The sequence below is a fragment of the Gryllotalpicola ginsengisoli DSM 22003 genome (genome assembly GCF_000419445.1).
GTDB lineage: Bacteria > Actinomycetota > Actinomycetes > Actinomycetales > Microbacteriaceae > Gryllotalpicola > Gryllotalpicola ginsengisoli.
This window is the reverse complement of sequence record NZ_AULK01000011.1, coordinates 1-20,875: the sequence shown is the minus strand read 5'-3', so window position 1 is coordinate 20,875 and position 20,875 is coordinate 1. Positions and strand designations below refer to the sequence as shown.

The following is a 20,875-nucleotide window of genomic DNA, read 5'->3' as shown; positions in this document are numbered from 1 at the left end:
CCGTGTGTAGACGGCTCTCCTCCTTCCCGGTCACAGCGCCAACCCCCGCCCCTGCACGGAAGCAGCACCGGGTTGCCGGGTGAACCAGTCCGTCTTGTCAGCGGGCGGCGCCGGACGCCGCTGGATCGCCGCGGCAACGGCGTTGCCGACTGGACGCGATGCGGGCTTCTGGACGGCAGGGGTCGGGGTGTCGATGCCGAGGAGTGCGGGGTCGGGCAGGGCGCCGTGCTCGCGCAGCAGCGAGACGTGCCCGAAGGGAGAGTTGTAGGTGAGGGTGTAGACGTCGCGGGTCGCGACCTTGTCGAGCGTGCCGCGTGGGGGTTCGTCGTAGACGTAGCCGTTCTCGAGCGCGGCCTGCACGGTCTCCTCGCCGTAGTCGAACCCGGCCAGGTGCTCGATCGCCGCATCCGTGCCCTCTCGGCCGATCAGGTCCAGCACCTCATCGGCCTCTGGGCCTTGGAGGAACACGACACTGATCCACCGCGCTCCGGGCGCCTCCGAGGCGGCGGGTGTGGGGTGCCAGGCGATGCGGCCGGAGTGCTGGGAGGCGGCATCCAGCCGCGCTTCCACACTGGCGAGGAGCGTTCCGGCCTGGTGAAGCTCGTCCGCAGCGGCGAGGGCCGACGTCGCACCCGCTGCCTGGCTCCCGGCGTCATCGTGCGCGCGAGCCCGGGAGGCGATGTGAGCGGCGGCGAGCTGGTCGAGCACCTGCCGCAGCGACCGCACGCTGGAGAGCAGGTCGCCGATCACCGGATACGTGTCGACCGGGTCGGCGAACTGGCGGGTCGCGTGAGCCAGGCCCCGCAACGCGGCAGACGCCTCCGTGGCGTCCGCTACAGGGTCATCGAAGGTGGGCATGAGCGGTGCTCCTCGGGAGAAAATGTGATGGTTGGTGGGTAGGTGCGTCGGGCTCAGACGGACCGGCACAGTGGCAGCGCGGCGGCGGTGAAGGCTTGGGCTTGCTGGCCGACGAGGCGGCGGGTCTCGCAGGAGGCTTGGATCGCGGCCTGCTCGACCGCGGCGACCGCAGCGTCGAGGTCATCGAGGGTCGGCGCGGAGACGGAGATGAGGCCGGAGACGCGCAGGACGCCGTGCCCGGCGGTCAGGTCCGCCTCCTGTTGGAGCACGTCGTCGAGCTCCGCGCTGGCGGCGGCGTCTTCGATCTGCCCGATCTTGCGCCGCTGCGCGGCGTCGCTGATGAGCTCGGTCTTCTTCTTCCGCAGGTCCCGCGCCGCCTGGTCTGCCCGTACCGGGCTGTAGTGGAGGGCGAGCGTGCGGAGGATGCCGTTGGACAGCACGAGCGGCGCGAGGAACCCTGGGTAGACCTGCGAGCGGGGCCACTCACTGATCCACAACACCGCATGGAACGCACTGTCCGAGCGCAACCGGTCCCACGTCTCGGTCACCGCCACCGGGCCCGCCGTCGCCAGATCCCGCCCGAGGTCGCCATGCCGTTCTAGCGCGGGCGCGGCGGCCGGGTCGTACGCCGAACGCAGGATGACGGCGACCTCGCCGGGCGTGAGCCATCCGGTTGAGGTGAGCTCGGCGGCGCGCAGCGCTGTCGTGAGGGTGGTCATCTCCTGGCGGAGCACCGCGGCAGCGCCGCGCATCCCGCCGCCGGACGTCCTGATCTGCCGGCTCGCGGCCTTCATGTCCAGCGCCAGGCTGATCGTGGTTGCATGACGCTCCCCGGCGGGCCCGGCGCGGTCGATCAGCTCGGCGTAGGTGGTCGCGGCCCAGGAGCCGTCATCGGTGCCGTGCGTGCGCCACCACTCCGCCAAACCCGTGCCCGAGTCCGGGAGCGTCCGCTCGGAAACTTGGATGCGGGCGATTCGCCCCGACCGGCACGCGGCAGCCAGCACCCGCCCCCAGCCGGAGACCCTGCGCTGCTGCTCGCCCGGATCGAGGAGCACGAACGCGGGGTGGGAGATGCCGAGGATGGCGGTGAGGGTCTGAGCGTGCGGGTCGTGGATCATCGCCGCCCCGGTCTCGGGGTCCTCCCATTCCCGCAACGGTGCCGCATCACCCGGAAGCGCGAGCGTCCCGGCAGGTCTCGGCTTGATGACGCGGCGCCGGTAGATGAGCTGACCCAGATACGTGCGCGCCACCCAGCGGGCGAGGATAGGCACCCACTCGATCACCTTCCGCCCACCCGCCGGGACCACCGCCAACAGCGCGCAGGCCGCCCAGACCGGGGCGGTCCAGGCGAAGGCCAATCCGCCGCCGAGGTAGAGGGAGAACACGACCGTCAGCACGGCGACGCCGAGCACGATGAGCTGCGGCAGCGACAGGCCCAGCATGATCCCGCGCTTGGTCAGACGGGAGAACTGCACCGGAGCCAACGGATAGTCACTGTGCGTATGCGTGTTCGCAGACATTCGCAGGTCACCCCTTCCCGGTCGGCTTGGACGACGGCGGAGGCGGCGGGTCCGACCGGCGCCGCGGCGCAGGCGAGGACTCCGCCGAACCGGTGGACGGTCCGGACGGCGGTGCCGAGGACGGTGCGGTCGGGGGCGGCGTCGACGGTGCGGAACGAGAGGGCTGGGTGCCTTGCGACGGCGGAACCGGCGGCGGGGATGCCTGCTCCGCGGCCGCACCGGCCTGACCGTCGGCCGCTCCACCGACCGCATTGCCAGCCCTCGGGCCGGCGGTCGCCGCACCCTTCACCACCGCACCGCCGACGACGACCGCAGCACCCACAGGCCCGGCGGCAGCACCTGCACCCGCTGCACCTGCGGTCCCGGCTCCGGCTCCCGCACTCGCCCCGGTTCCGGCCCCCGCTCCGGTCGAGGATGCGGCAGCCCCGGTCCCTGCAGCCCCGGCTCCTGCGCTGGCGGGTGCCGCAGACGAGGTGGGAGGCGGTGCTGAGCCGCCTCCGCTCGGGGGCGTGCCACCGGGATCGGAGCCGCCGTCGAGCACCTTCTTGGCCGAGTCAGCCTTCGGCGCAGACGGCACCGGCACGGGCCGGTTCAGCGCCGACTTCGCCTCCTGCTCCGAACTCATCGCGTGATACATGTCGAACCCGACGAACGACAGGAACTTGTACGTGATGTACGGGGCGAACGCGGCGATGAACATCAACACCACCCCCGCGATCGGATCCGAGATGGAGGCAAGGTCGGCCTCGATCGGGGCAGACACCTGCCCGATCGCGACGAGGAAGATCACGACGAGCACGAGCTTGGAGAAGATCAGGGCGATGACGAACGTCGCCCATTTGGCGAACCAGCCCTTGGTCGCATCCCACGTCGCCCCCGCGAGGGCGACCGGCCCGAACACGATCGCGACCAGCAGCAGGGCCTTGCGGATCAGGAGGGAGAACCACACGATCGCCGCCGCCGAGATGGCAAGCCCGGCGAGGAAGATCGTGATGATCGCGCCGACTCCGGGAGCGGTGATGTTGATGGTGGCCAGCCCGGCGGCGAGGAGCCCGATCTGGGTCCCCATGTCTTCCATCGTGATGCCGGTCGCTTGCACGATCCCGACCGCGACCTGGTCCGTCACTTCCAGCAGCAGAGCGGTCAGCGTGATGACCAGGAACGATCCGAGCACGCTCTTGGCGAGGCCGAGCGCGGCACGGGACAGGGCGGTCGGGTCACGGTGGATGAGCCCGGTGATGAGCTGGAGGCAGAAGAACACGAGCATGATGAACACGGCGACACCGAACAGGACGTTGTAGACGTCCACGTACTCGGCGCTGGTGACGTCCACGAGGGTCGTTGTGTCGAAGACCCACCAGACCGCCTCGAACAGCCACGCGGCGGCACCAGCCATCGCTTGGGCGAGCCAGTCGAACGGGGCGGCGATCAGGGAGGCGGTGCCTTCGCCGACGGCCTCGCAGACGGAGGAGATGACTGGGACATCGCAGACGCTCACCGCAGCCACCCCCGCGGCCGGGAGTCATGTCGGGTGGTCATCACACGGCCTGTCCGACGCCCCAGAAGAAGTTGATGAGCGTCACCGCGGCACCGCAGATGATCGCCGCGCCGCATGAGACGAGCACGCCGACCTTCCCGCGCGAGGCGAGGTGCGGGTTGGAGGAGTTGGCGCCGAAGCCCCACACGATCGCGGAGATGATCAGGGCCAAGACGCTGAGGATGAGGCCGACGGTCATGACGGCGCCGACGATGATGCGCAGTTGCTCGATGCCGGGAAGGCCCGAGCTGTTGGGGTCGATGTCGATCACGGAGTGCTCCTGACTGGTGACGAGAAGGGGTTCTCGACGGTCAGGTGCACCCCGCGACCCCCGCAGGCTTCGGCCTCAAGCCCGCGCGCTGCTCGTAGGCTGAACGGTGTGACCGGTGAGCTGGTGTTTCAGAAGGCGCTGATGCAGGCGGACCGTGGTGACGCCTCCGGCGCAGAGGCGACCCTGAGGAGCCTGCTCAGCACGACTCCGGCCGGCGCGCTGCGGGTACGGGCGATGATCGTTCTGGGAGACCTTCTGCATACGCACGACGTGCACGAAGCGCGCCGCGTCCTTACCGACGCACTCGCGACCATCGAGCAGCTAGGAGACGCTGACGATCTCCTGGATGCCGAGGCCGCACGTGCCAGAGAACTTCTCGCCTCCCAAGGGCGACGCCGCTAGGTCGTGTCTCCCAATAGTCGGACCCAGGTGAGGATGGCGCAGAGGGTGACGCCGGCGCGGTACGTGATGGCGAGTTTGTCGAAGCGGGTCGCGATGCCGCGCCACTGCTTCGCGAGTGCGAAGAATCGCTCGATCACGTTGCGACCGCGGTAGGCGGTGGCGTCGAACCCGGGCGGGCGACCGCCGCGACTCCCGCGCCGTTTTCGTGCGATGATCTGGTCGCGCTTGTCGGGAATGACGGCCTTGACCTTGCGGCGGCGCAGCTCGCTGCGGATGACTCCGGTCGCGTAGGCACGGTCGGCGATCACGGCGTCGGGTCGGGTTCGTGGGCGACCCGGGCCAAGCCGGGGAACCTGGATCTCGCCGAGCACGTGGATGAGCATCGCTCCGTCGTTGCGCTGCCCGCCGGTCACGATCATCGCGAGCGGGCGGCCGTGCCCATCGACGGCCTGGTGGATCTTCGTGGTCAGACCGCCGCGGGAGCGGCCGATACCGTGACCGGGCGGTTCAATCTCGTGCCAGGGCAGATTCTTGTGATTCGATCCTGCCCCCTGTGTCCTGCTCGGGGCGGGTGGTGTTCGTCGCATGCTGATGCGCACGCGCGATCGTCGCATCGATTGACACCGCCCAGTCGATCTTCCCGGCCGCGTCGGCCTCGGCGAGCATCTGCGCCAGCACCCGATCCCACGTCCCGTCACCGGCGTAACGGCGATGCCGCTTCCACACCGTCTGCCACGGTCCGAACTGCTCGCGGGGCAAGTCACGCCACGGGATCCCGGTGCGGAACCGGTACGCGATGCCCTCCACAACCCGCCGGTCGTCACCGAACGGGTGACCACGCCGCCCGGCATTGGACGGCAACAGCGGAGCGATCCGCTTCCACTGCGCATCCGTGAACACCCGATATCGAGAACCCGTCGACCTCACCCCACCAGACTGCCGCGAACCTCACGATGCATATGGGAGACACGCCCTACCTAGCCGCCCGCCTGTGGATCGACACACCGTCGTCGAAGCGACCGCGATGGTCCGAGCAGGGCGTGTGTGCGCAGGCGCCGGAGGAGACGCAAGTCCTCGCGCAGCAGTCCGGAGACCTGGATTGGGCCATCTCGATCGGCTCCACGATCGTGCGCGTGCATCAGCACGGTGCGACGCTGCCGCGCATCGCCGGGGTGTCTGTCGAACTGCAAGAAGTTCGTGACGAGCCGCCTGATCACGCGATCGGCCGCTCCCGTGGCGGGCTGACGACGAAGAATCACCTGGTCTGCGATCAGACAAGACCGCCCGCAACTGCCACGCCGGCCTCTGTCTCGCCGCGACACTACACTGGTTCATCAGCAGCGTCAGCAACACGGCCTGGCCGTGTTGCTAAATGTGGGTGTGGAGCCTTCGGGTGATTCTTGAGTCGTGTCGCGAGATGTCATCACGGACGAGGTCTGGGAGCTGATCCGGGACGTGTTCCCGCCGGTGAGGACACGGGGCCGTCCTCCGGTGGATCGGCGCACAGTGGTCGAGGCGACCGCGTGGCGGTTCCGGACGGGTTCGGCGTGGCGAGACCTGCCCGATCGGTTCGGGAGCTGGAACACGATCTACAAGAACTTCCGCCGGTGGGCGAGCGACGGCGTCTGGGAGGACCTGCTCACCCACGTGCAGAAGCGGGCGTCGCTCGCTGGCGAGATCGACTGGGTCGTGTCGGTGGATTCCTTGATCGCGCGTGTCCATCAGCATGGCGCGACCTTGCCCCGGGTCACAGGGGGATCCGTCGAACTACAAGAAGTCCGGGCCAGAGCCTCCTGACCACGCGATCGGCCGGTCACGGGGTGGTTTGACGACGAAGATCCATCTCGTCTGCGGCGGGAAGGCCCGGGCGCTGGCGTTCGTCCTCACTGGCGGGCAGGTCGCGGACACGAGCATGTTCACCTGCGTACTCGACGAGATCCACATCCCCGGCCGGGAGCCCGCGCGCACAAGACCGGACAGGGTGCTCGCGGACAAGGGCTACCCGTCGAAGAAGAACCGGGCCTGGCTGCGCGAGCGCGGCGTCAAGGCCACGATCCCCGAACGCGACGACCAGATCGCGCACCGTCGCAAGCGGCCGGGCCGTCCGATCGACTTCGGCGATGACCAACGGGAGCGCTACAAGGGCCGCAACGTCGTCGAGCGGTGCTTCAGCTTCGTGAAGCAGTGACGCGGACTCGCTTCCCGCTACGACAAGACCGCCCGGTCATACGCGGCAGGGATCTGCCTCTCCGCCGCTCTGCAATGGAATTAGCAACACGGCCTAGGACAGATTGGGCACCCTTCGCGTCGTCATGCCGCCGTGACACCTGGGAAACTGGAGACATGCCCGAGCACCCGGAACCCCGACTGGCGGACTTCCTTCGCGCAGCACGGGGTCGTCTGACACCCGAGCGTGCTGGGATCTCCGATGCTGCCGGGCGTCGCCGGGTGGAGGGGCTGCGGCGGGAGGAGCTCGCGATGCTGGCCGGCGTGAGCGTCGACTATTACACCCGCCTGGAACAGGGGCGCAGCAAGAGCGCATCACCAGAGGGTCCTTGACGCGATCGCCGGAGCGCTTCAGCTCGACGACGCCGAGCGCATGCATATGCACGCCATCGCCAGGCAGCGGCCAGCCCGTCCGCGCTCGGACAAACCGCAGCGGCTGCATCCGGAGACACGGGCGCTCCTGGACGTGTTCGAGGCCTCGTTGCGACCGGCCTTCGTCCTCGGCCGACGCCTGGACGTTCTGGCGCACAACCGCCTCGCCGGCCTGCTCATCGCGGACTTCGAGGGCATGCCCGTGTCCGAGCGCAACCAGGCCAGGTTCGTCTTCCTTGACCCGCATGCACGAGACCTGTACGCCGACGGGGGACAGGTCGCGGCCGATACCGCCGCGATGCTGCGCATGGACGCCGGGGACCACCCCGATGATCCGGCGCTCGGCCGCCTGGTCGGCGAGCTGGCGATCCACAGCCCCGACTTCTGACGCCTCTGGGCGCGCAACCGCGTCCACCGACGCAGCGCCGGCACCAAGAGTTACCGCCATCCGCTCGTCGGCGAGCTCACCATCACCTATCAGGCGCTCACGCCCGGCGACGACCCCGAACAGACGGTGTTCGTCTACCGCGCTGAGACGGTAAGCCCGTCGGAGCACGCGCTGCGGCTTCTCGCGTCGGCGCCGACCGCGAGCGCACCGGCCGGCGCCGACCGGCGGATCAGCCCTTCGAGTGCACCGTGACGATGTAGCCGTCGGGGTCTCGGAAGGAGAACTGCGTGCCGAACGGTCCTTCGAGCGGCCCCTGCACGATCACCACGCCCTGGGTGCTCAGGCGCTCGTGGAGGCCAGCCGCGTCCTCGTTGCGAAACCAGACGCCGATGCCGGCGCCCGGTTGAGGGATGGCGTCGAGGTCGACACCAGGCAATGGGACGCGCACTGCGAAGGTCGCGTCCCCTGCCGAGAACACCGCGGCGTCCGGGTTCGGCGCAGGCAGCCGCACCATGCCCACGGTGTGCTCGTAGAACGCTGCGGAGGCCTCGAGATCGCGCACCTGAAACGAGACGAAGTCCGGGCCGCTGGTCGTGCTGTTCATGAGTTTCTCCAATCATCGGGGTGTCAACATGCTGACACTGACTGGATTGTGTGTCAAACTGTTGACATGAAGTCGGGAGGATACGTGTCTCCGGATCAGCTGGGCGTGCTGATCAAGGAGACCCAGGCTGTCTTGAACCAGCGGATGGATGAGGTGCTGCGTCCACTCGGGCTCAGCGTCTCTCAGTACGCCTGCCTGCGGAACCTGCACGAAGAGCCCGGCATCACCGGATCAGAGCTGGCTCGGCGCACCTTCGTGTCGCGCCAGTCGATGAACGTGCTCGTTCAAGGGTTGGAGAGGCACGGCCTCGTTGAGCGGGCCCCCGAGCCCGGCCCGCGTCGTGAACGCGGAGCCATGCTCACTCACGCGGCAACCGAAATCCTGGCACGCGCCGACAACGCGGTGTCGGACGTCGTCGGCGCCATGACCGAGCACCTCGGGCAGGAGCAGCGCAACGAGCTCCACGCACTGCTCAGCGCATGTCGGGATGCACTTGCCAGAGAGTCATCGCGGTGACCTTCTCGGCGTCGATGGCGGGCTACTTGCCGGCTCTGTCTGCCGGCCTGTCCTGTGTTGTTTGGAGTCGCCCATTCCCGGGCCCACAAGCATCCGGCGGATGCAGTCGCGTCAGATCGGGGCGAGCGTTCTCCAACTGTTCCCCCAGCGTGAGTATGAGCTCGTCGTCACCGATGGCGGCGCCGAGGTGGATTCCCACAGGCAGACCACGCGGATCGAGGCCCCACGGGACGGAGAGAGCGGCACCCCCGGTGACGTTGAAGATGCCAGCGAACGGAGAGACCGAGAAGAGCTCTGCGAAGTGCACCGCTGCGGGGCGGTCCGTGCTCATCGTCCCGATGAGCGGCGGAGGCTGAGCTGTCGTGGGGGACAGGACGACGTCGACGCCCGAGAAGTGATCGGCGAAGGCGTAGCTGAGAGCGTGCAGTTCCGTCAGGACACGCAGGAGTTCGACGGCTGTCATGCTCCGCCCCGCCCGCACGACCTCTGCAGTCACCGGTTCGAGCACGTCCGGATCGAGGTCTTCTCCATCGCTCAGGAGCCTGGCCAGATGTGCCCCGGCGATCGCGCCGAAGACGGAGCCGACCCTCCTGACCTCTTCGGTGGGCCGCACACGCACGACACGATGCCCTATTGCAGACAGCACCTCAGCGGCATCCGACGTGGCCTGCACGTAATCGTCATCGACCGCCGTGCCTCCCGGAGCTTCCAGGAGCAGCCCGATCGTGAGAGGCACGCTGAACGCGCGCGGTCCGGGTGACGGATTCCACTCTCCGGGGGAGAAACCGGGTCTGTCCGATGAACGGTGTTTCTGGGCCGGCGGTCATTACCTAGAGCTGGGTGCCGACGTCCAGCAGGAAGTTGAGCCACGCGACCCCGGCGCCGGCGAGGGCTGCGGCACCGACCGAGACGAGCAGGCCGGCGCGGGCCTTGGTCGCTGCCTGGTAGTTGCCGTTGGAGGAGGCGATCGCCCAGGTGATGGCGCAGACGATGAGCATGAGCACGGCGGTGACGAGGACGAACATGAGCAGCGCGCCGACGATCTCGCGGAGGCTGGCTGTGCCGCCGACGCTGCCGAAGTCGGGGAACACGTCCATCACGCACCCCCTCCTGCCGTGCAGAGCGCGGGTGTGGTGTCGCCGCCGGTGATGCCTTCGGCGCCGTGGTCGGTGAGCCAGGCGTCGGCGTCCACCGGGTCGGCGTTTGCGCCGCCGGGGTGGATTTGCAGGTGGAGGTGAGGGCCGGTGGAGTGGCCGGAGGAGCCGACGTCTCCGATGTGCTGGCCTGCGGTCACGGTGTCGCCTTCTGTGACGTGGATGCCGTGCGACCACATGTGCACGTACATCGACGCGACCGGCTCGCCGTGGACGGTGTGTTCGATGACGATGACTCCGCCGCCTGCGTCGGTGTATCCGGCTTGCACGACTACGCCATCTGCGACGGCGTAGATGGGGGTGCCGTCGGCGGCGGCGAAGTCGGAGCCTGCGTGGAAGCGGCGTTCGCCGGTGATCGGGTCATCGCGCCATCCGAACGGGCTGGTCCGCACCCAGGTGCCCTCGGGGAGAGGGAAGACGATGCGCGTTGTCTCGGGGACGACGGGCGTCTCGTCCCCGCCGCCGTTGCCGGAAGGAGCAGGCCGAGTCAGTGCGGTGAGGATGGCCTCGGCGACCGGCTGGTAGTTCTGGTACCGGTCGGGGTAGGCGCTGACTTCGACGGCTTGGGCGGCTTCGCCGGGGTCCATCTGCTGCCAGCCGGGGATATTGAGCAGGCCCCGCGGCGATGGGTAGTTCGGGCCGGACTCGCCGCCGTAGAAGGCTCGCGCCTGGTAGGTGGGGTCCATGAGCTCTGCGACGGTGCCCCATCCGCTGGCCGGGCGCATCTGGAACAGCCCGAGCGAGTCGTGATCCGAGCCGTCGCCGTCGTTGGGGTACTCCGCCGACTCGGGATAGGCGCTGGTGTTGGCGAGCATTCGCAGGGTCGACTCGGTCAGCGCGGCCATCAGCGCGATAATCACCCCTTCGCGGCTGACGCCGGCGGTCTGTCCTCCGATCGTGATGATCGTCGCGGCGTGGGTGAGCTGTTGCCGGTTCAGCGTGACCGTCTCCCCGGTACGGGTCGACGCGGTCAGCGAGTCCGGGATCGGACCGAGCGCGAGTGCCCCGGGTGTGCAGACTGTGGCGGTCGCAGGCGTGCCGCCGAGCGTGGCAACGCCCAGCAGGATCGTGGACGGCCCGAGGAGCAGCAGCGTGAGGGCGAGGAGCGCGAGTTTCTTCATCTCGGCCTCGGCTCAGCGGAGAGGGTTGTCGAGCTGTGAGAGCCGCAGCACCTCACACGACCCGGACCCAGCACCGCGGCCGGGCGTGGGCGGGGTGCAGACGAGGAACACGGTGAAGGAGACCGGGCGGGATGCCTCGACGGGGTCGGTGCCCAAGATGCCGTCCCGGTGCCGCGCGCCCTCGATGGTGTACGCGACCGTACCATCGGGTATCTGGCCGGGGGCGGCCTGCTCGACGGCGGTCTCCCACGACTCGGGGACGAACACCTCGTCGATGGTCAGCCACTGCCGAGCCGCGTAGGTGCCCAGCTGCGCCCACGTATCGTTCGTCGGCAGGTAGGCCCGGACATCGCCGACGAAGGCGTCGGCCTCGCTGCCGTGCGCGGCGTCCGCGAGCACCTGCGCGTAGTCCGACGGCGCAACTCCGGTTGTCGTGTCCCAGGTGAACAGCGCCTCTGCGACCGCTCGGGCGAACGCCTCCGGCCCAAGGTGCTGATCCAGCGGCTCCGGCTCTGCGCCGAGTGTCGGTGCCGGTGCTACGGGCGCGGTGCTGGAAGGCCGATCGCTCCGCGCGGGGTCCGACGGTGCGTCGGGGCCGCGGACGAGCCCATAGATGCCGACTCCGACGAGCAAGAGCAGGGCGAGGCCGCCGGCGGTGGCGGCGATCAGCAGGCGGTGACGGCGACGGTCCTTAGACGTGGCGGGGTCCATGAGCACGGGGTCCTTCCCGGGCGGCAACAGCGGATGCGTGGTTGCCAGGAAGGTGTGCTGCCCGTCACCGGGTTCAGGAGATGTGCTCGGCCCGGTCCTGCCGTGCCGTGCGTGCGGCATCGGCGAACGCGATGGTCCCGGCGATGGTCTCCTCGAACCCTGCCCACTGCTCGGCGGTGAGAGCGGGGCCGACGTCGGCGGGGTCGTAGTGGGTCCACCATCCGGCCATGTCGTCCCAGGTGGCCAGGAACGCGGTCAGCGGGAACGGTACCGGCTCCCCGGTCTTCACCGCCGTCAGCGCGGGCCGAGCCGGCTTCTTCTTCCCGGCCGCCTTGGCTGCTTTGACGCGGGCGAGCGCGGCCTTGGCCAGCTGCTCCAGCTCCGCCGCCCGAGCTTCCTGCTCCGCAGCCCGCACCGCATTCGCCTCAACCCGTGCCCGTTCCCGCATCTCGACGGGCTGGGAAGGGTCCGCGGCGAGCAGGTCGAGCTCCGCCAGAGACAGTTCGGCATTCACGCGCAGGTGCGAGGGATAGACCTTCCCACCGGCCCGTAACCGTGCGACTTCCTCGGCCGCCTGCCGACGCACCGACTCGGGCTGAGACTCGTCGGACGCGAGGGCTTCGATCCTGCCGATGCGCTCCAGCGTCTTGTGGGAGTCGCGGCCGGTGATCATGATCGCTGCCTGCGAGCGGGACTTGCCGTGCTCGAACTGCGGTGGTGGCAACTTGCCACCACCGTCCTGTCCATCGTCGTCGGTGGCATGGAATCGGGTGGCCTCCTGGCGGCGGGCGGCGTCTTCGGCGAGTAGGGTCTTGAGCTCGCGGTAGAGGGCGGCGGCTTCGAGCTGGGTGAGCGGCTTGTGCAGGACGTTCTCGTCTTGTTCGGCGAGGAGTTCCCCGAGCCGGTCGGAGATCCCGGACCTGACCCAGACGTTGACGGTCTTGACGCCGAGCAGTTTCAGCGCCGCTAGGCGCCGCGCCCCGCAGATCAGGTGCCCGTCGAGGGTGATCGTGATGGGCTGAAGCAGCCCGTTGCGGCGGATCGACTCAACCAAGGGCGTGAGGTCGCCGTGGTCTTGCCGGTGCCGGCGGCCGACGATGATGGAGTCGACCGCGCGCTCCAGTTCGATGTGTCCCGCCGGCACCGTGCTCATGACTCCTCGCCCCCTGTCAGGAGTGGGGCGGCGAGCCCGGCCGCGATCACGAGGTCGTCGTCGGTGAGGAGGGCGCGCAGGGGCTGGCCGATCAGCAGCCGCACGAGCAACCCGCGCCCGGTGTTGGTGTGCGCGAGGGTCGGGTCGGGGTTTCCGAGCACGATCTGCAGCAGTGCCGTCCACGACCTACCTGGGAGGTCCAGGAGCGCGCGGGCCTGCCGGTCGCGGCGGAGCACCTCGAATGCTGAGGCCCGCGTCACCGACTCCGCAAGTCTCGTGGTGATGTACTCGACCGCGGCCCGGGCGGTCGAGGGCTCCCAACCAACCCACGAGAGGAACGCGATCGTGTCGTCGATCGCGGCGGTGACGTTCATCGCCGGCTCGTGCACCGGACGCTCGTCATCCTGATCATCGTCGGGGTCGGTGAACGGGTCGAAGGAGAATGCCGGGTGGTAGTCGGGCAGGGGGTTCTCGCGGTCGCTGAACCGCTCCGGGTCGTGGAACACCGAGTACTTCGGGCGACGGGCCTGATGGACGGAGCACAGCAGCCCGTTGCCGCGTTCCTCGGCGGTGCAGGTCACCTGCACCGCCCGCGTCACCACCGCCCACGGGTCATCCGCCCGCCGGGTCGCCGCTCCCCGCATCGCCTCGAACGCGGCCGATGCGGCCTCCCAGGGGTCGAGGCCGTGCTTGCGGGCGAGGGCGGCGTACTTGTTCGCGGCGTGCTCCATCAGCGCCGCCGCTTCCGGGTCACGCTGCCACGCCTCACGGCCCGCTTCGTGGAGCCGGTTCAGCAGGGCGCGCAGCGCCTCGGAGTCGTCGAAACGATTCCGCCTGCCGCGGTCTGATGCAGTCTGCATGGAAGCACCTCCTGACAGGCAGGTGCGCACACGCTCCCCAGCGGGCGTGCTCACGGATCGGCTGGGGGCGTGCATGGCGGTTACCCCAGCCTGATCCCGGAGCCCGACACCCGTGAGAACCGCTCCCCGCCACCGCGACCGAACGCGGTCACCGGCGGCAGTCGCCGCGCCCGCTCGCTCACGAACCACGCCCCCGACCGTGCCCCGTCACGGGTCGCCCGGTACGCCTGGCCGGGCGCACGGCGTGCGCGGCGGGCAAGCTCTGCCTGAAAATCGATACCCCGCCCGGCCATCCGCGCCGAACGGAAGGCCATCAGGTCTGTCGGGCGTACCCACTCCACGCCCGGCCGCTGCCGCTTCGCCGCGTCCCTCCCCGTGTCCCGTGTGGTCAGGGACGGGTCGCGGTGCTGGGCGAGCGCCGACGTCTCGCTTTCACGCGACGTCTCCTCAGCAAGGTCGCGGTCTCGCTCGTGCAGCGCCGTAGCGGTGGGCTCGACGTACGTGTGCTGGTCGTCGTTCATGGCGTCTCCTGTTCGTCACGGGTGGTGAGTTCGGGGCGTGCGAACCAGCGGCCCACGGTGGAGGGGTGCACACCGAGGTGCCGGGCGATCGCCTTGTTTGACCAGCCCTCCGCATCCCGCAGCCGCACCGCCACCTCCCACGCGGGTGTCTGCTCCGGCGCCGGCGCGGGAATGACGGCCTGTGGCTCGGACAGACCGCTCTCCGGCGTCGGCTCTTCCTCGTCGGCGAGCGGCGGCGGGACGGGCTCGGAGGCCGGGCGGGTGAGGATGACGGTGAGGTGCGTGATCGCCAGCAGCACCAGCGGCGGCACCGCCGCCACCGCCGCCGCCAACACCCCGGGCACATCGGCGTCAGCGGCGACGACGGCATGGATCGCATTCGCCGTCACCGACACCAGTGCACCCGCAGCGAGCAGCACCCACGGATACCAAGCCGACCGCTGCCGGGCGAGCGCGACGACGGCGACGGTTGCGACGACGATGATCCCGTCCACGATCAACGGCCACGCCCACGCCTGCCCTGCCCCGATCCCGGAACGCCGGGCAAGGTCCGCCAGGGCGGTGAAGGAGAGCCAGAACGCACCTGCGGCGATGAACACAGTCCCGGCGACCGCCGTCGCCACCGCCACCCGGCCACCCCGCGACCGCACAGGTGCCGGCGCCTGCGCGTTCATGAGAGCACCTGCCCAGCAAGACGCGGCACGCGCCGCAGATCATCGTCCCGTACCACGCTGGATGGTGCGGGTTGGAGGTGGGTGGTGCGGTAGGCGGAGCGGATCGTCGTGACGACCTCCCGCGGCGGCAACCCGATCCGCTCACCCGCCGGGGCGAGGGCATCGACCATCTCCGGCAGCGACAGGCCCGCCTCCGCGAGGCGGCAGGAGGCCCAGAACAGGCCACGGTTGCGTTCGCCCTCCGCGCGCATGCCCACCCAGTCAGCCAGCCGCCTCGCGTCCTCTGAACGAACAGGACCCCGCGCCCGATGCACGACGGGCTCGGGACGCGGATCGAGGAAATCCCGCAACGCCGTCGCATCTACCGGGCGCGGCTCCCGGTCACCGCCCGCGGTAAGCGAGTACCCGGCCGGGCCGCGGAAGGTCGTGACGGTGGAGGGCGGGACGATGACGTACCCGCCGGTGCCGCGGAAGTCGACACGTGCCGCGGCGGCCTGCCACGACGGCTGCGGCAGGTCGGGGTCGGCCGGGTAGTAGAAGTGCGCGCCACCGGACGGCGTGCGCACCACCGCCACCCACCCGTCCACGAGCCCCGCCCGGCGGGCACGACTGAAGGCGTCGAACCCGTTCCCGTCCGGCTTGCGGTCCACATCTACGACATCGACCCCGGACGCGGTGCCGGTGGGGATGCCGATGTTCGCGGACGGCCAGCGATGCCACCACGCCGCCACCTGCGCCAGGTCGGCGCTCGCCTCATGGAACCCATGCCGGGTGAGTGGACGCTTCTCACCAGGCACGCACGGGAACACCGGCACGCTCGCCGCCGCGAGCCGTGCGGCGGCTTGCGGAAGCGGGAGCCCGCTGAGGGAAGCGAGGACGCCGGGGACGCTCATCACAGCCCTCTCACCGCGGCATCCGCCGCACGCGAGGAACGCGCCGGTTCGACCAGCGTCGGAGCTGTCCGCTCCGTCCCGGCCCCTCGCGACGGGGCGGCGGACTCACGGGTCAGGCCGGGCGGGTCGCCGGTGCCGACCTGGACGGTGTCGAGGGCGTCGAGGATCGCGCCTGCGGTCTTGCGGACGCGTTCGCCGGTGGCCTGCACGACCTCAGCCGGGTCCTTGTCGTTCACCGTGCCCGCCCAGCCGGAGACATACGGGATCGTGTAGGCGGTGGTGTCCATGCCGTGCGCGGCACCGATCATCAACGCCACCGATTCGGCCTCGACCTCACCGATCCCGCGATGCCCCGTCGCATTCGGGTTGTCGGGGCCATGCAACTTCATGTGTGCGAGTTCGTGCGCGAGGGTCTTCACCTGCGCGGCGCCATCCATGTTCGACCGCACCGTCACCGTGCGGTTGGTATAGTCCGTGACGCCGTTCGCGCCATGAATCTCCCGCTCATCCGCGACGCGCACCACCGTGAACCCTTCAGCCTCCACCAAGGAGGCAAGGCCGTCCCACAGCCCTTCAGGAGCCTCGCCTCTCAGCAACATCGGGGCAGGACCCTCGGGCACGGGGTCACCGCTGGTCTGTGACACATCCCACACGTAGGCGGGCCTCGCGCCGACCATCCGGGAACGCACCGCCTCGCCGGGCTTCGGCTTCTCGAACCGGCCCAGCCGCCGCCACGACTCAGGATCAGCCGGGTTGCTCGACGCGAACCGGCCCGTCACCGGCGCGAAGATCACATACCCCGGCTGACCCCGCTCCACCTGACGACCCAGCATCTGCCACTGCTTGTAGCCGGCGACATACGACGGCTCCGGGGCAGCGACCCGGCCCTGCTCGTAGGCGTCGAGATGCTGGGCGAAGATCAGGAGCGTGTTGCGGAACGACCGCGCCCGGAACCGGGCAGCGAACGCGATCGCACGCTTCCAGTCCTCGCCCGACACAAGCAGGTCGACGGCAGCCGACAACCGCTCATGGAGTTCTTCGAGCTTCGCACCCCGCGCATCCCGCGCCTCCTCGTTCATTGCCACCACAGACCTCCTCCCGGCAACGGGTCACCAACCGGACGAGACGACCCGTCGTGAACATCAGGTGCGCCAGGGAACGCAGAAGGACCAGGCGGACGACGGCCAGGCAGCGCGACCGCCAGAATCCACACTGAAACCGACGTGTCTGTCCCGTCCTAACGCTGCTCGGCGGACACGCGGGAGACCCCGGGAGGAAAGAGGGTTCGCGTCACGCAGAACGCGGTCGTTCTGGCGAGTTTCTTGAGACGTGCGGTCAGCCGACTGCCGAGTTCAACGACGCGGCGCTGCTCTCGACGTGCATGGACAGGGCAGTGCGGTACTGCGACGGGGTACCGCCGAATCGTTGACGGAACCATCGCGAGGCTATCCGTGGATCACTCCAGCCCACCGCTTGAGACGCGCATGCGAGCGACATGTCGGTCTCTTCGATAAGTCGGGTGAACTCAGTGACGCGAACCTCCGTGAGAAATCGCATCGGCGGTGCACCCGCGTACCGGGCGAACAAACGAGTCAGATGTGTGCGAGACAGTGCGACCTCCCGCGCCAGCGACGACACCGTCCACGGCTCGGCGAGCCTGGCGCGCAGCACGTGAACTGCTTTCCCGATATGCCCGACCAGCACTGGGTCGGTCAGGCGACCATCCACAGGGTGCCACGCATCCACGAGACCTTCTGATCGGGCGTCCGGGGCGAGGAAGACAGGCACGACCTCGGCAACCCACCGCGCGACGAACTCGATCGTGCGGGCGGTCACCAACTCCAACGGCTGACGATTCGCATCGAGCAAGCTGAGCTGCCGCCATATCGGCTCCAGTGCATGTAAGCGCTCTTTCCCAACGTGCAGCACGAGCGGCGCGCCATCCCAATCATCAGGATGAAGACCAGGAACGAGGCGCTGCTTGATCGGCAGAAAGCATTCCATCTGCCTTCGCCACAGTTCATCGTCGGCGTACACCGTCCAGGCCCGCACCTCAGGCTTCGGGACCAACTGACACCACCTGCCAGCCCCGACCGCAACCGCAGACCCCGTCGGCAAGATCACGTTCCGTTCCCTCGTCCGGATCTCGCAGACGCCATCGACGACATTGACGATCTTCGCGAACGGTAACAACGCGCGCGCTGTCGGCAACCGTCGCACCATCTCGATCGCGGTGATACGCATCGGCAAGTCACCTCGCAGGGGCGCGCTTTCCGGTGGAGCTACCTGCGTCGAACACACGTGCGCGGTACACCCCGCCTCGAGCGCATACCAACCACGCCGGCTTCCTCAGCGATTACGAGAAAGCGCCCGGCGAGCCGTGTAGTACTGGAGGCGGTGGTCCGACTGAAGAGTCAGGCGAAACCGGATTGGAATGACCTCAGAGCGATCCGTCAACGGCGAGAATCTCGCTCGGCAGTTCAGTTGCAGAGGTAGTTTCGACCTCTCCGAGCGTCGCGGGACTACGTTTGCTGCGGTCGACAGAGAATGCGAAGACATCGGGACGGCTGTAGTGGCCCACGGGGTCGGCGAAACTCTTGGCGAGGTCGATGTCGGCCAGTTCGATGTCGGAGTAGACGATGCTTTCGACGGTTGGATCGAGCGATGAGGCTCGCAACGCCCCCTCGGGGCCATATATCCGGGCGAACCCGCCTCCGCCATCGATGATCTGTGACGGCGCCCCGTCAACGAGGAACGTGCGCGCCCCCTCATCACTGATGATTTGCGTAGAGACAATGACGAACGCACCGCTTTCAAGCGCATAGGTGCGGCTCACAGCCATCGATGCTTCGCTGCCCAGGGAAGGGTGCTCGGCGAATATGCCGAAGCACGGCCATGCGGCCACATGGATCTGTTCATGCTGTGCGTACATTGTGAACTTCACGAGCGGCTGGAGGTGTTCCCAACAATTGAGCGCGCCGAGCTTGCCGAGCGTGGTGTCTACGACGCTGAGTCCAGACCCATCACCTTCGCCGAACAGGGTGCGCTCTGCGTGGGTTGGCTTTAGCTTGCGCCGATGCTGCAGCAGCGAGCCGTCGGGACCGATGATCGCCTGCGACATGTACAGCGACCCATGATCCTTCTCGCTCAGGCCGAGCACAACTGTGACGGCATTGCGTCGAGCAGCTTCGCTGATCGCGGCGACCTCCGGTCCGTCCACCTTAGGAGAGTTCGCGTGATACCGAGCGATGAACGGCATCTGCTCCGGAACAGGGTAGGCCCACAGAAAGATCGGGTATCCGGGGAGCCACGTCTCGGGGAACGCGACGAGCTCGGCCCCGCCCGCCGCCGCCTCTTCGATGATCTGTATTGTCTTGGCAGTGGTGGCGGCAAGATCGAGCCAGACGGGCTCGGCCTGGACAGCGGCGATTCTGATAGTCATCTCCGGTTCCTTTCGTGAACGGGTGGGACCACGGTAGGCACACGGCGAAGGACAGCGTGAGGCGAACTCTGCAGTCGCGTCGGCGCTTTCTGCAGAATCCGGGGGCCGGAAACTCATCGTTCACGAGACGCTCTTGAGGCTGAACTTTTTTCGCACTTATGTGGCTCTTCGGACTTCAGGTGGGGGTGGTGGGGTCGAGGCCGCCGGCGATGAGGAGCATTCTGAGTCGGTAGTTGTCGTAGTTGCGGAAGCCGCGGGCGACGCGGCGGGCGAGTTCGATGAGTCCGTTCACGGCCTCGGTGCCGCCGTTGGATGAGCGACCTGTGGTCCAGTAGGCCAGGAACGCGTCCCGCCAGCGGGTGAGGGTCTTGCCGAGGCGGGCGATCTCGGGGATCGGGCAGGACGGGAACGAGTCGAGCACCTGCTCGGCGATCTTCTTGCCCTCGGCGAGGTCAGCGCGGCGGTAAGCGTCGCGGAGCTTCTGGGCGCATTCGTAGGCGACCTCGACCTCGACGTGCTCCTCCCGCCCGGCGAACGCGTCGGCGAGGCGCTGAGTCTGTCGGTCGGTGAGGTTCTCGCGTCCGGCGCGGAGGGTGTTGCGGATCCCGTAGAGCGGGTCGCCCCTGCGGCCACGGTGGCCGAGGGTGTCCTGCTGGACGCGGCGACGGACCTCATCCACGGCCTGGGTGCCGAGCTTGACGACATGGAAAGCGTCGAGCACGGCGACCGCGTCGTCGAGCTCATCATCGAGGGCCTTCTTGTATCCGGCGAACGGGTCCAGCGTCGCGATCTGCACCTGGTCGCGGAACTGCTCGCCGCGTTCCTGCAGCCAGTCGGCGTAGGCCTTCGCGGAACGACCGGGCACGAGGTCCAGCAGCCTGGCGCGGACGCGTCCGCTGGCGTCACGGGTCAGATCGACCATCCCGGTCAGTTCCTTCGGACCCCGCCCGCCGTCTTCGACCGGCTTGGTCGAGACGTGGTGCCAGAGGTGCTCATCGACGCCAAGGGTGGTGACACCAGTGAAGCGGGACTCGTCCGCTGCGCGGCGCTCCAGCACCGGCTTGACGTGCCGCCACACCGTTTTCCAGGACACCCCGAGCTGCCGGGCGATGCCTTGCACCGAGGCGTTCTCCCGCCGCATCTGAGCGACCGCCCACGAGAGGGCCCGGGCCGTGAGCTGCGCCCGCGAAGCAGCAACGGCAGTGTCCTGCTCGGTGAACGACTTCTGTGCGCACGCATCATCGACGCAACGCCACCGGCGCTTGCGCCATCGCACCCGCACCGGCCCTGCGCCCATCGGCGCGTCGATCAACACGAGCGTCTTACGGCCCCTGGACTCGGCGACCTGCCCGCATCGCGGGCACCCCACCGACCCCGGCGGTGACTCGACATCGATGACGAGCACCCCATCGCCGCGGCGCTGCGCAGCGATGACGTGAAGCCCGCCGAGACCGACGAGCACATCACAACGATCACAGTAGACAACAGAAGATGGGCACGCGGCGGCGCACCCCGTAGCATCGGGCACGGGTCGAGGACTCCCGGGGAAGGGTTGCTTGGTCGCTACCGATCCTCGGGCCCTCGACCCGCCTCACACCACTACGCCACGGCCCGGCACAACCCCCAGCCCCCACCCGAAGTCCGAAGAGCCA

22 protein-coding genes and 2 pseudogenes are annotated in these 20,875 nt (G+C 68.8%); 5 read left to right on the top strand and 19 right to left on the bottom strand.

The features are described from left to right. Window positions 1-30: 30 nt before the first annotated feature. The 4 genes from H563_RS0113260 to H563_RS0113245 are packed head-to-tail and all read right to left on the bottom strand — an operon-like array spanning window position 31 to window position 4,186. Window positions 31-858, bottom strand: a complete 828-nt coding sequence (locus tag H563_RS0113260) for a hypothetical protein (protein ID WP_022883072.1) — start codon at window positions 856-858, stop codon at window positions 31-33. 53 nt (window positions 859-911) lie between these two features. After that, window positions 912-2,378 (bottom strand): SCO6880 family protein, encoded by a 1,467-nt coding sequence (locus H563_RS0113255; RefSeq protein WP_051142759.1) that lies wholly within the window; start codon window positions 2,376-2,378, stop codon window positions 912-914. Window positions 2,379-2,385: 7 nt separating this feature from the next. After that, entirely contained in the window at window positions 2,386-3,876 is a 1,491-nt protein-coding gene (locus H563_RS0113250; RefSeq protein WP_022883070.1) for a conjugal transfer protein TrbL, read from the bottom strand. Between the two features lie 40 nt (window positions 3,877-3,916). Next, window positions 3,917-4,186, bottom strand: a complete 270-nt coding sequence (locus tag H563_RS0113245) for a DUF6112 family protein (RefSeq protein WP_022883069.1) — start codon at window positions 4,184-4,186, stop codon at window positions 3,917-3,919. 108 nt (window positions 4,187-4,294) lie between these two features. Here H563_RS0113245 and H563_RS0113240 point away from each other — a divergent pair, with 108 nt between their 5' ends. Continuing rightward, window positions 4,295-4,588: a hypothetical protein gene (locus tag H563_RS0113240; protein WP_022883068.1), complete on the top strand. Its 294-nt coding sequence runs from the start codon at window positions 4,295-4,297 to the stop codon at window positions 4,586-4,588. On the opposite strand, the gene H563_RS17780 is transcribed toward H563_RS0113240, so the two are convergent. Next, window positions 4,585-5,515 (bottom strand): IS5 family transposase gene (locus tag H563_RS17780; protein WP_135012748.1). Its coding sequence is split into 2 segments (ribosomal slippage): window positions 4,585-5,139 and window positions 5,141-5,515, totalling 930 coding nucleotides; the frame shifts between segments, so codons are not numbered across the junction. The two genes, H563_RS0113240 and H563_RS17780, sit on opposite strands and share 4 nt — an antisense overlap. 480 nt (window positions 5,516-5,995) lie before the next feature. Here H563_RS17780 and H563_RS17775 point away from each other — a divergent pair. The 3 genes and pseudogenes from H563_RS17775 to H563_RS17110 all read left to right on the top strand — a co-directional run bounded on the left by H563_RS17775 (window position 5,996) and on the right by H563_RS17110 (window position 7,826). After that, window positions 5,996-6,860: pseudogene (locus tag H563_RS17775) on the top strand (IS5 family transposase). 71 nt (window positions 6,861-6,931) lie between these two features. Next, the gene (locus H563_RS18345) at window positions 6,932-7,147 is read left to right on the top strand and encodes a helix-turn-helix domain-containing protein (RefSeq protein ID WP_245556858.1); all 216 of its coding nucleotides are present in this window, start codon (window positions 6,932-6,934) and stop codon (window positions 7,145-7,147) included. Between the two features lie 40 nt (window positions 7,148-7,187). Further along, a pseudogene (locus H563_RS17110) lies at window positions 7,188-7,826 on the top strand (MmyB family transcriptional regulator). Here the strand turns inward: H563_RS17110 and H563_RS0113210 are convergent. Further along, window positions 7,804-8,178: a VOC family protein gene (locus tag H563_RS0113210; RefSeq protein WP_022883067.1), complete on the bottom strand. Its 375-nt coding sequence runs from the start codon at window positions 8,176-8,178 to the stop codon at window positions 7,804-7,806. The pseudogene H563_RS17110 and the gene H563_RS0113210 overlap by 23 nt on opposite strands. Before the next feature lie 105 nt (window positions 8,179-8,283). Here H563_RS0113210 and H563_RS0113205 point away from each other — a divergent pair, with 105 nt between their 5' ends. Beyond that, complete coding sequence (locus H563_RS0113205; RefSeq protein ID WP_211212396.1) at window positions 8,284-8,694, top strand: MarR family winged helix-turn-helix transcriptional regulator; 411 nt, start codon at window positions 8,284-8,286, stop codon at window positions 8,692-8,694. Window positions 8,695-8,716: 22 nt separating this feature from the next. Here H563_RS0113205 and H563_RS17770 read toward each other — a convergent pair whose 3' ends face one another. From H563_RS17770 to H563_RS17105, 13 genes are all read right to left on the bottom strand, one after another. Beyond that, the gene (locus tag H563_RS17770; protein ID WP_081416307.1) at window positions 8,717-9,430 is read right to left on the bottom strand and encodes an amidase family protein; all 714 of its coding nucleotides are present in this window, start codon (window positions 9,428-9,430) and stop codon (window positions 8,717-8,719) included. A 94-nt stretch (window positions 9,431-9,524) separates the two neighbouring features. Beyond that, entirely contained in the window at window positions 9,525-9,791 is a 267-nt protein-coding gene (locus H563_RS0113195; protein WP_022883064.1) for a DUF6112 family protein, read from the bottom strand. Then, complete coding sequence (locus tag H563_RS0113190) at window positions 9,791-10,969, bottom strand: M23 family metallopeptidase (protein ID WP_022883063.1); 1,179 nt, start codon at window positions 10,967-10,969, stop codon at window positions 9,791-9,793. The genes H563_RS0113195 and H563_RS0113190 overlap by 1 nt, the downstream gene beginning before the upstream one ends. A 12-nt stretch (window positions 10,970-10,981) precedes the next feature. Beyond that, entirely contained in the window at window positions 10,982-11,680 is a 699-nt protein-coding gene (locus H563_RS0113185) for a hypothetical protein (protein ID WP_033210915.1), read from the bottom strand. A gap of 73 nt (window positions 11,681-11,753) precedes the next feature. After that, window positions 11,754-12,833 carry a ParB/RepB/Spo0J family partition protein gene (locus tag H563_RS0113180; protein WP_022883061.1) on the bottom strand — a complete coding sequence of 360 codons (1,080 nt, stop codon included), beginning with the start codon at window positions 12,831-12,833 and terminating at the stop codon, window positions 11,754-11,756. Further along, window positions 12,830-13,693, bottom strand: coding sequence for a hypothetical protein (locus H563_RS0113175; RefSeq protein WP_022883060.1), 864 nt, complete (start codon window positions 13,691-13,693; stop codon window positions 12,830-12,832). Before H563_RS0113175 ends, H563_RS0113180 begins: the two co-directional genes overlap by 4 nt. An 80-nt stretch (window positions 13,694-13,773) precedes the next feature. After that, complete coding sequence (locus H563_RS17500; RefSeq protein ID WP_022883059.1) at window positions 13,774-14,214, bottom strand: hypothetical protein; 441 nt, start codon at window positions 14,212-14,214, stop codon at window positions 13,774-13,776. Beyond that, on the bottom strand, window positions 14,211-14,888 hold the full coding sequence (locus H563_RS16795) for a DUF2637 domain-containing protein (protein ID WP_051142758.1): 678 nt from the start codon (window positions 14,886-14,888) through the stop codon (window positions 14,211-14,213). Before H563_RS16795 ends, H563_RS17500 begins: the two co-directional genes overlap by 4 nt. Further along, the gene (locus H563_RS16790) at window positions 14,885-15,781 is read right to left on the bottom strand and encodes a bifunctional DNA primase/polymerase (RefSeq protein WP_033210901.1); all 897 of its coding nucleotides are present in this window, start codon (window positions 15,779-15,781) and stop codon (window positions 14,885-14,887) included. Before H563_RS16790 ends, H563_RS16795 begins: the two co-directional genes overlap by 4 nt. Next, the gene (locus H563_RS16785; protein ID WP_081416306.1) at window positions 15,781-16,860 is read right to left on the bottom strand and encodes an ArdC-like ssDNA-binding domain-containing protein; all 1,080 of its coding nucleotides are present in this window, start codon (window positions 16,858-16,860) and stop codon (window positions 15,781-15,783) included. Before H563_RS16785 ends, H563_RS16790 begins: the two co-directional genes overlap by 1 nt. A gap of 256 nt (window positions 16,861-17,116) precedes the next feature. Then, window positions 17,117-18,025, bottom strand: coding sequence for a helix-turn-helix domain-containing protein (locus H563_RS17495; protein WP_022883055.1), 909 nt, complete (start codon window positions 18,023-18,025; stop codon window positions 17,117-17,119). Window positions 18,026-18,221: 196 nt separating this feature from the next. Beyond that, window positions 18,222-19,223 (bottom strand): carbon-nitrogen hydrolase family protein, encoded by a 1,002-nt coding sequence (locus H563_RS16775; protein WP_022883054.1) that lies wholly within the window; start codon window positions 19,221-19,223, stop codon window positions 18,222-18,224. A 175-nt stretch (window positions 19,224-19,398) separates the two neighbouring features. Continuing rightward, a complete protein-coding gene (locus H563_RS17105) occupies window positions 19,399-20,751 on the bottom strand; it encodes an ISL3 family transposase (RefSeq protein ID WP_027479097.1) in 1,353 nt (450 codons plus the stop codon). Between the last annotated feature and the right edge of the window lie 124 nt (window positions 20,752-20,875).

Excerpts from the sequence above, each read along its gene's own strand:
- H563_RS0113185 (WP_033210915.1), bottom strand. The coding sequence starts at position 11,680 with ATGGACCCCGCCACGTCTAAGGACCGTCGCCGTCACCGCCTGCTGATC.
- H563_RS0113175 (WP_022883060.1), bottom strand. The coding sequence starts at position 13,693 with ATGCAGACTGCATCAGACCGCGGCAGGCGGAATCGTTTCGACGACTCC.
- H563_RS0113255 (WP_051142759.1), bottom strand. The coding sequence starts at position 2,378 with ATGTCTGCGAACACGCATACGCACAGTGACTATCCGTTGGCTCCGGTG.
- H563_RS18345 (WP_245556858.1), top strand. The coding sequence starts at position 6,932 with ATGCCCGAGCACCCGGAACCCCGACTGGCGGACTTCCTTCGCGCAGCA.
- H563_RS16790 (WP_033210901.1), bottom strand. The coding sequence starts at position 15,781 with ATGAGCGTCCCCGGCGTCCTCGCTTCCCTCAGCGGGCTCCCGCTTCCG.
- H563_RS17500 (WP_022883059.1), bottom strand. The coding sequence starts at position 14,214 with ATGAACGACGACCAGCACACGTACGTCGAGCCCACCGCTACGGCGCTG.
- H563_RS16795 (WP_051142758.1), bottom strand. The coding sequence starts at position 14,888 with ATGAACGCGCAGGCGCCGGCACCTGTGCGGTCGCGGGGTGGCCGGGTG.
- H563_RS0113180 (WP_022883061.1), bottom strand. The coding sequence starts at position 12,833 with ATGAGCACGGTGCCGGCGGGACACATCGAACTGGAGCGCGCGGTCGAC.
- H563_RS0113210 (WP_022883067.1), bottom strand. The coding sequence starts at position 8,178 with ATGAACAGCACGACCAGCGGCCCGGACTTCGTCTCGTTTCAGGTGCGC.
- H563_RS16785 (WP_081416306.1), bottom strand. The coding sequence starts at position 16,860 with ATGAACGAGGAGGCGCGGGATGCGCGGGGTGCGAAGCTCGAAGAACTC.
- H563_RS0113195 (WP_022883064.1), bottom strand. The coding sequence starts at position 9,791 with ATGGACGTGTTCCCCGACTTCGGCAGCGTCGGCGGCACAGCCAGCCTC.
- H563_RS16775 (WP_022883054.1), bottom strand. The coding sequence starts at position 19,223 with ATGACTATCAGAATCGCCGCTGTCCAGGCCGAGCCCGTCTGGCTCGAT.
- H563_RS17495 (WP_022883055.1), bottom strand. The coding sequence starts at position 18,025 with ATGCGTATCACCGCGATCGAGATGGTGCGACGGTTGCCGACAGCGCGC.
- H563_RS0113190 (WP_022883063.1), bottom strand. The coding sequence starts at position 10,969 with ATGAAGAAACTCGCGCTCCTCGCCCTCACGCTGCTGCTCCTCGGGCCG.
- H563_RS0113260 (WP_022883072.1), bottom strand. The coding sequence starts at position 858 with ATGCCCACCTTCGATGACCCTGTAGCGGACGCCACGGAGGCGTCTGCC.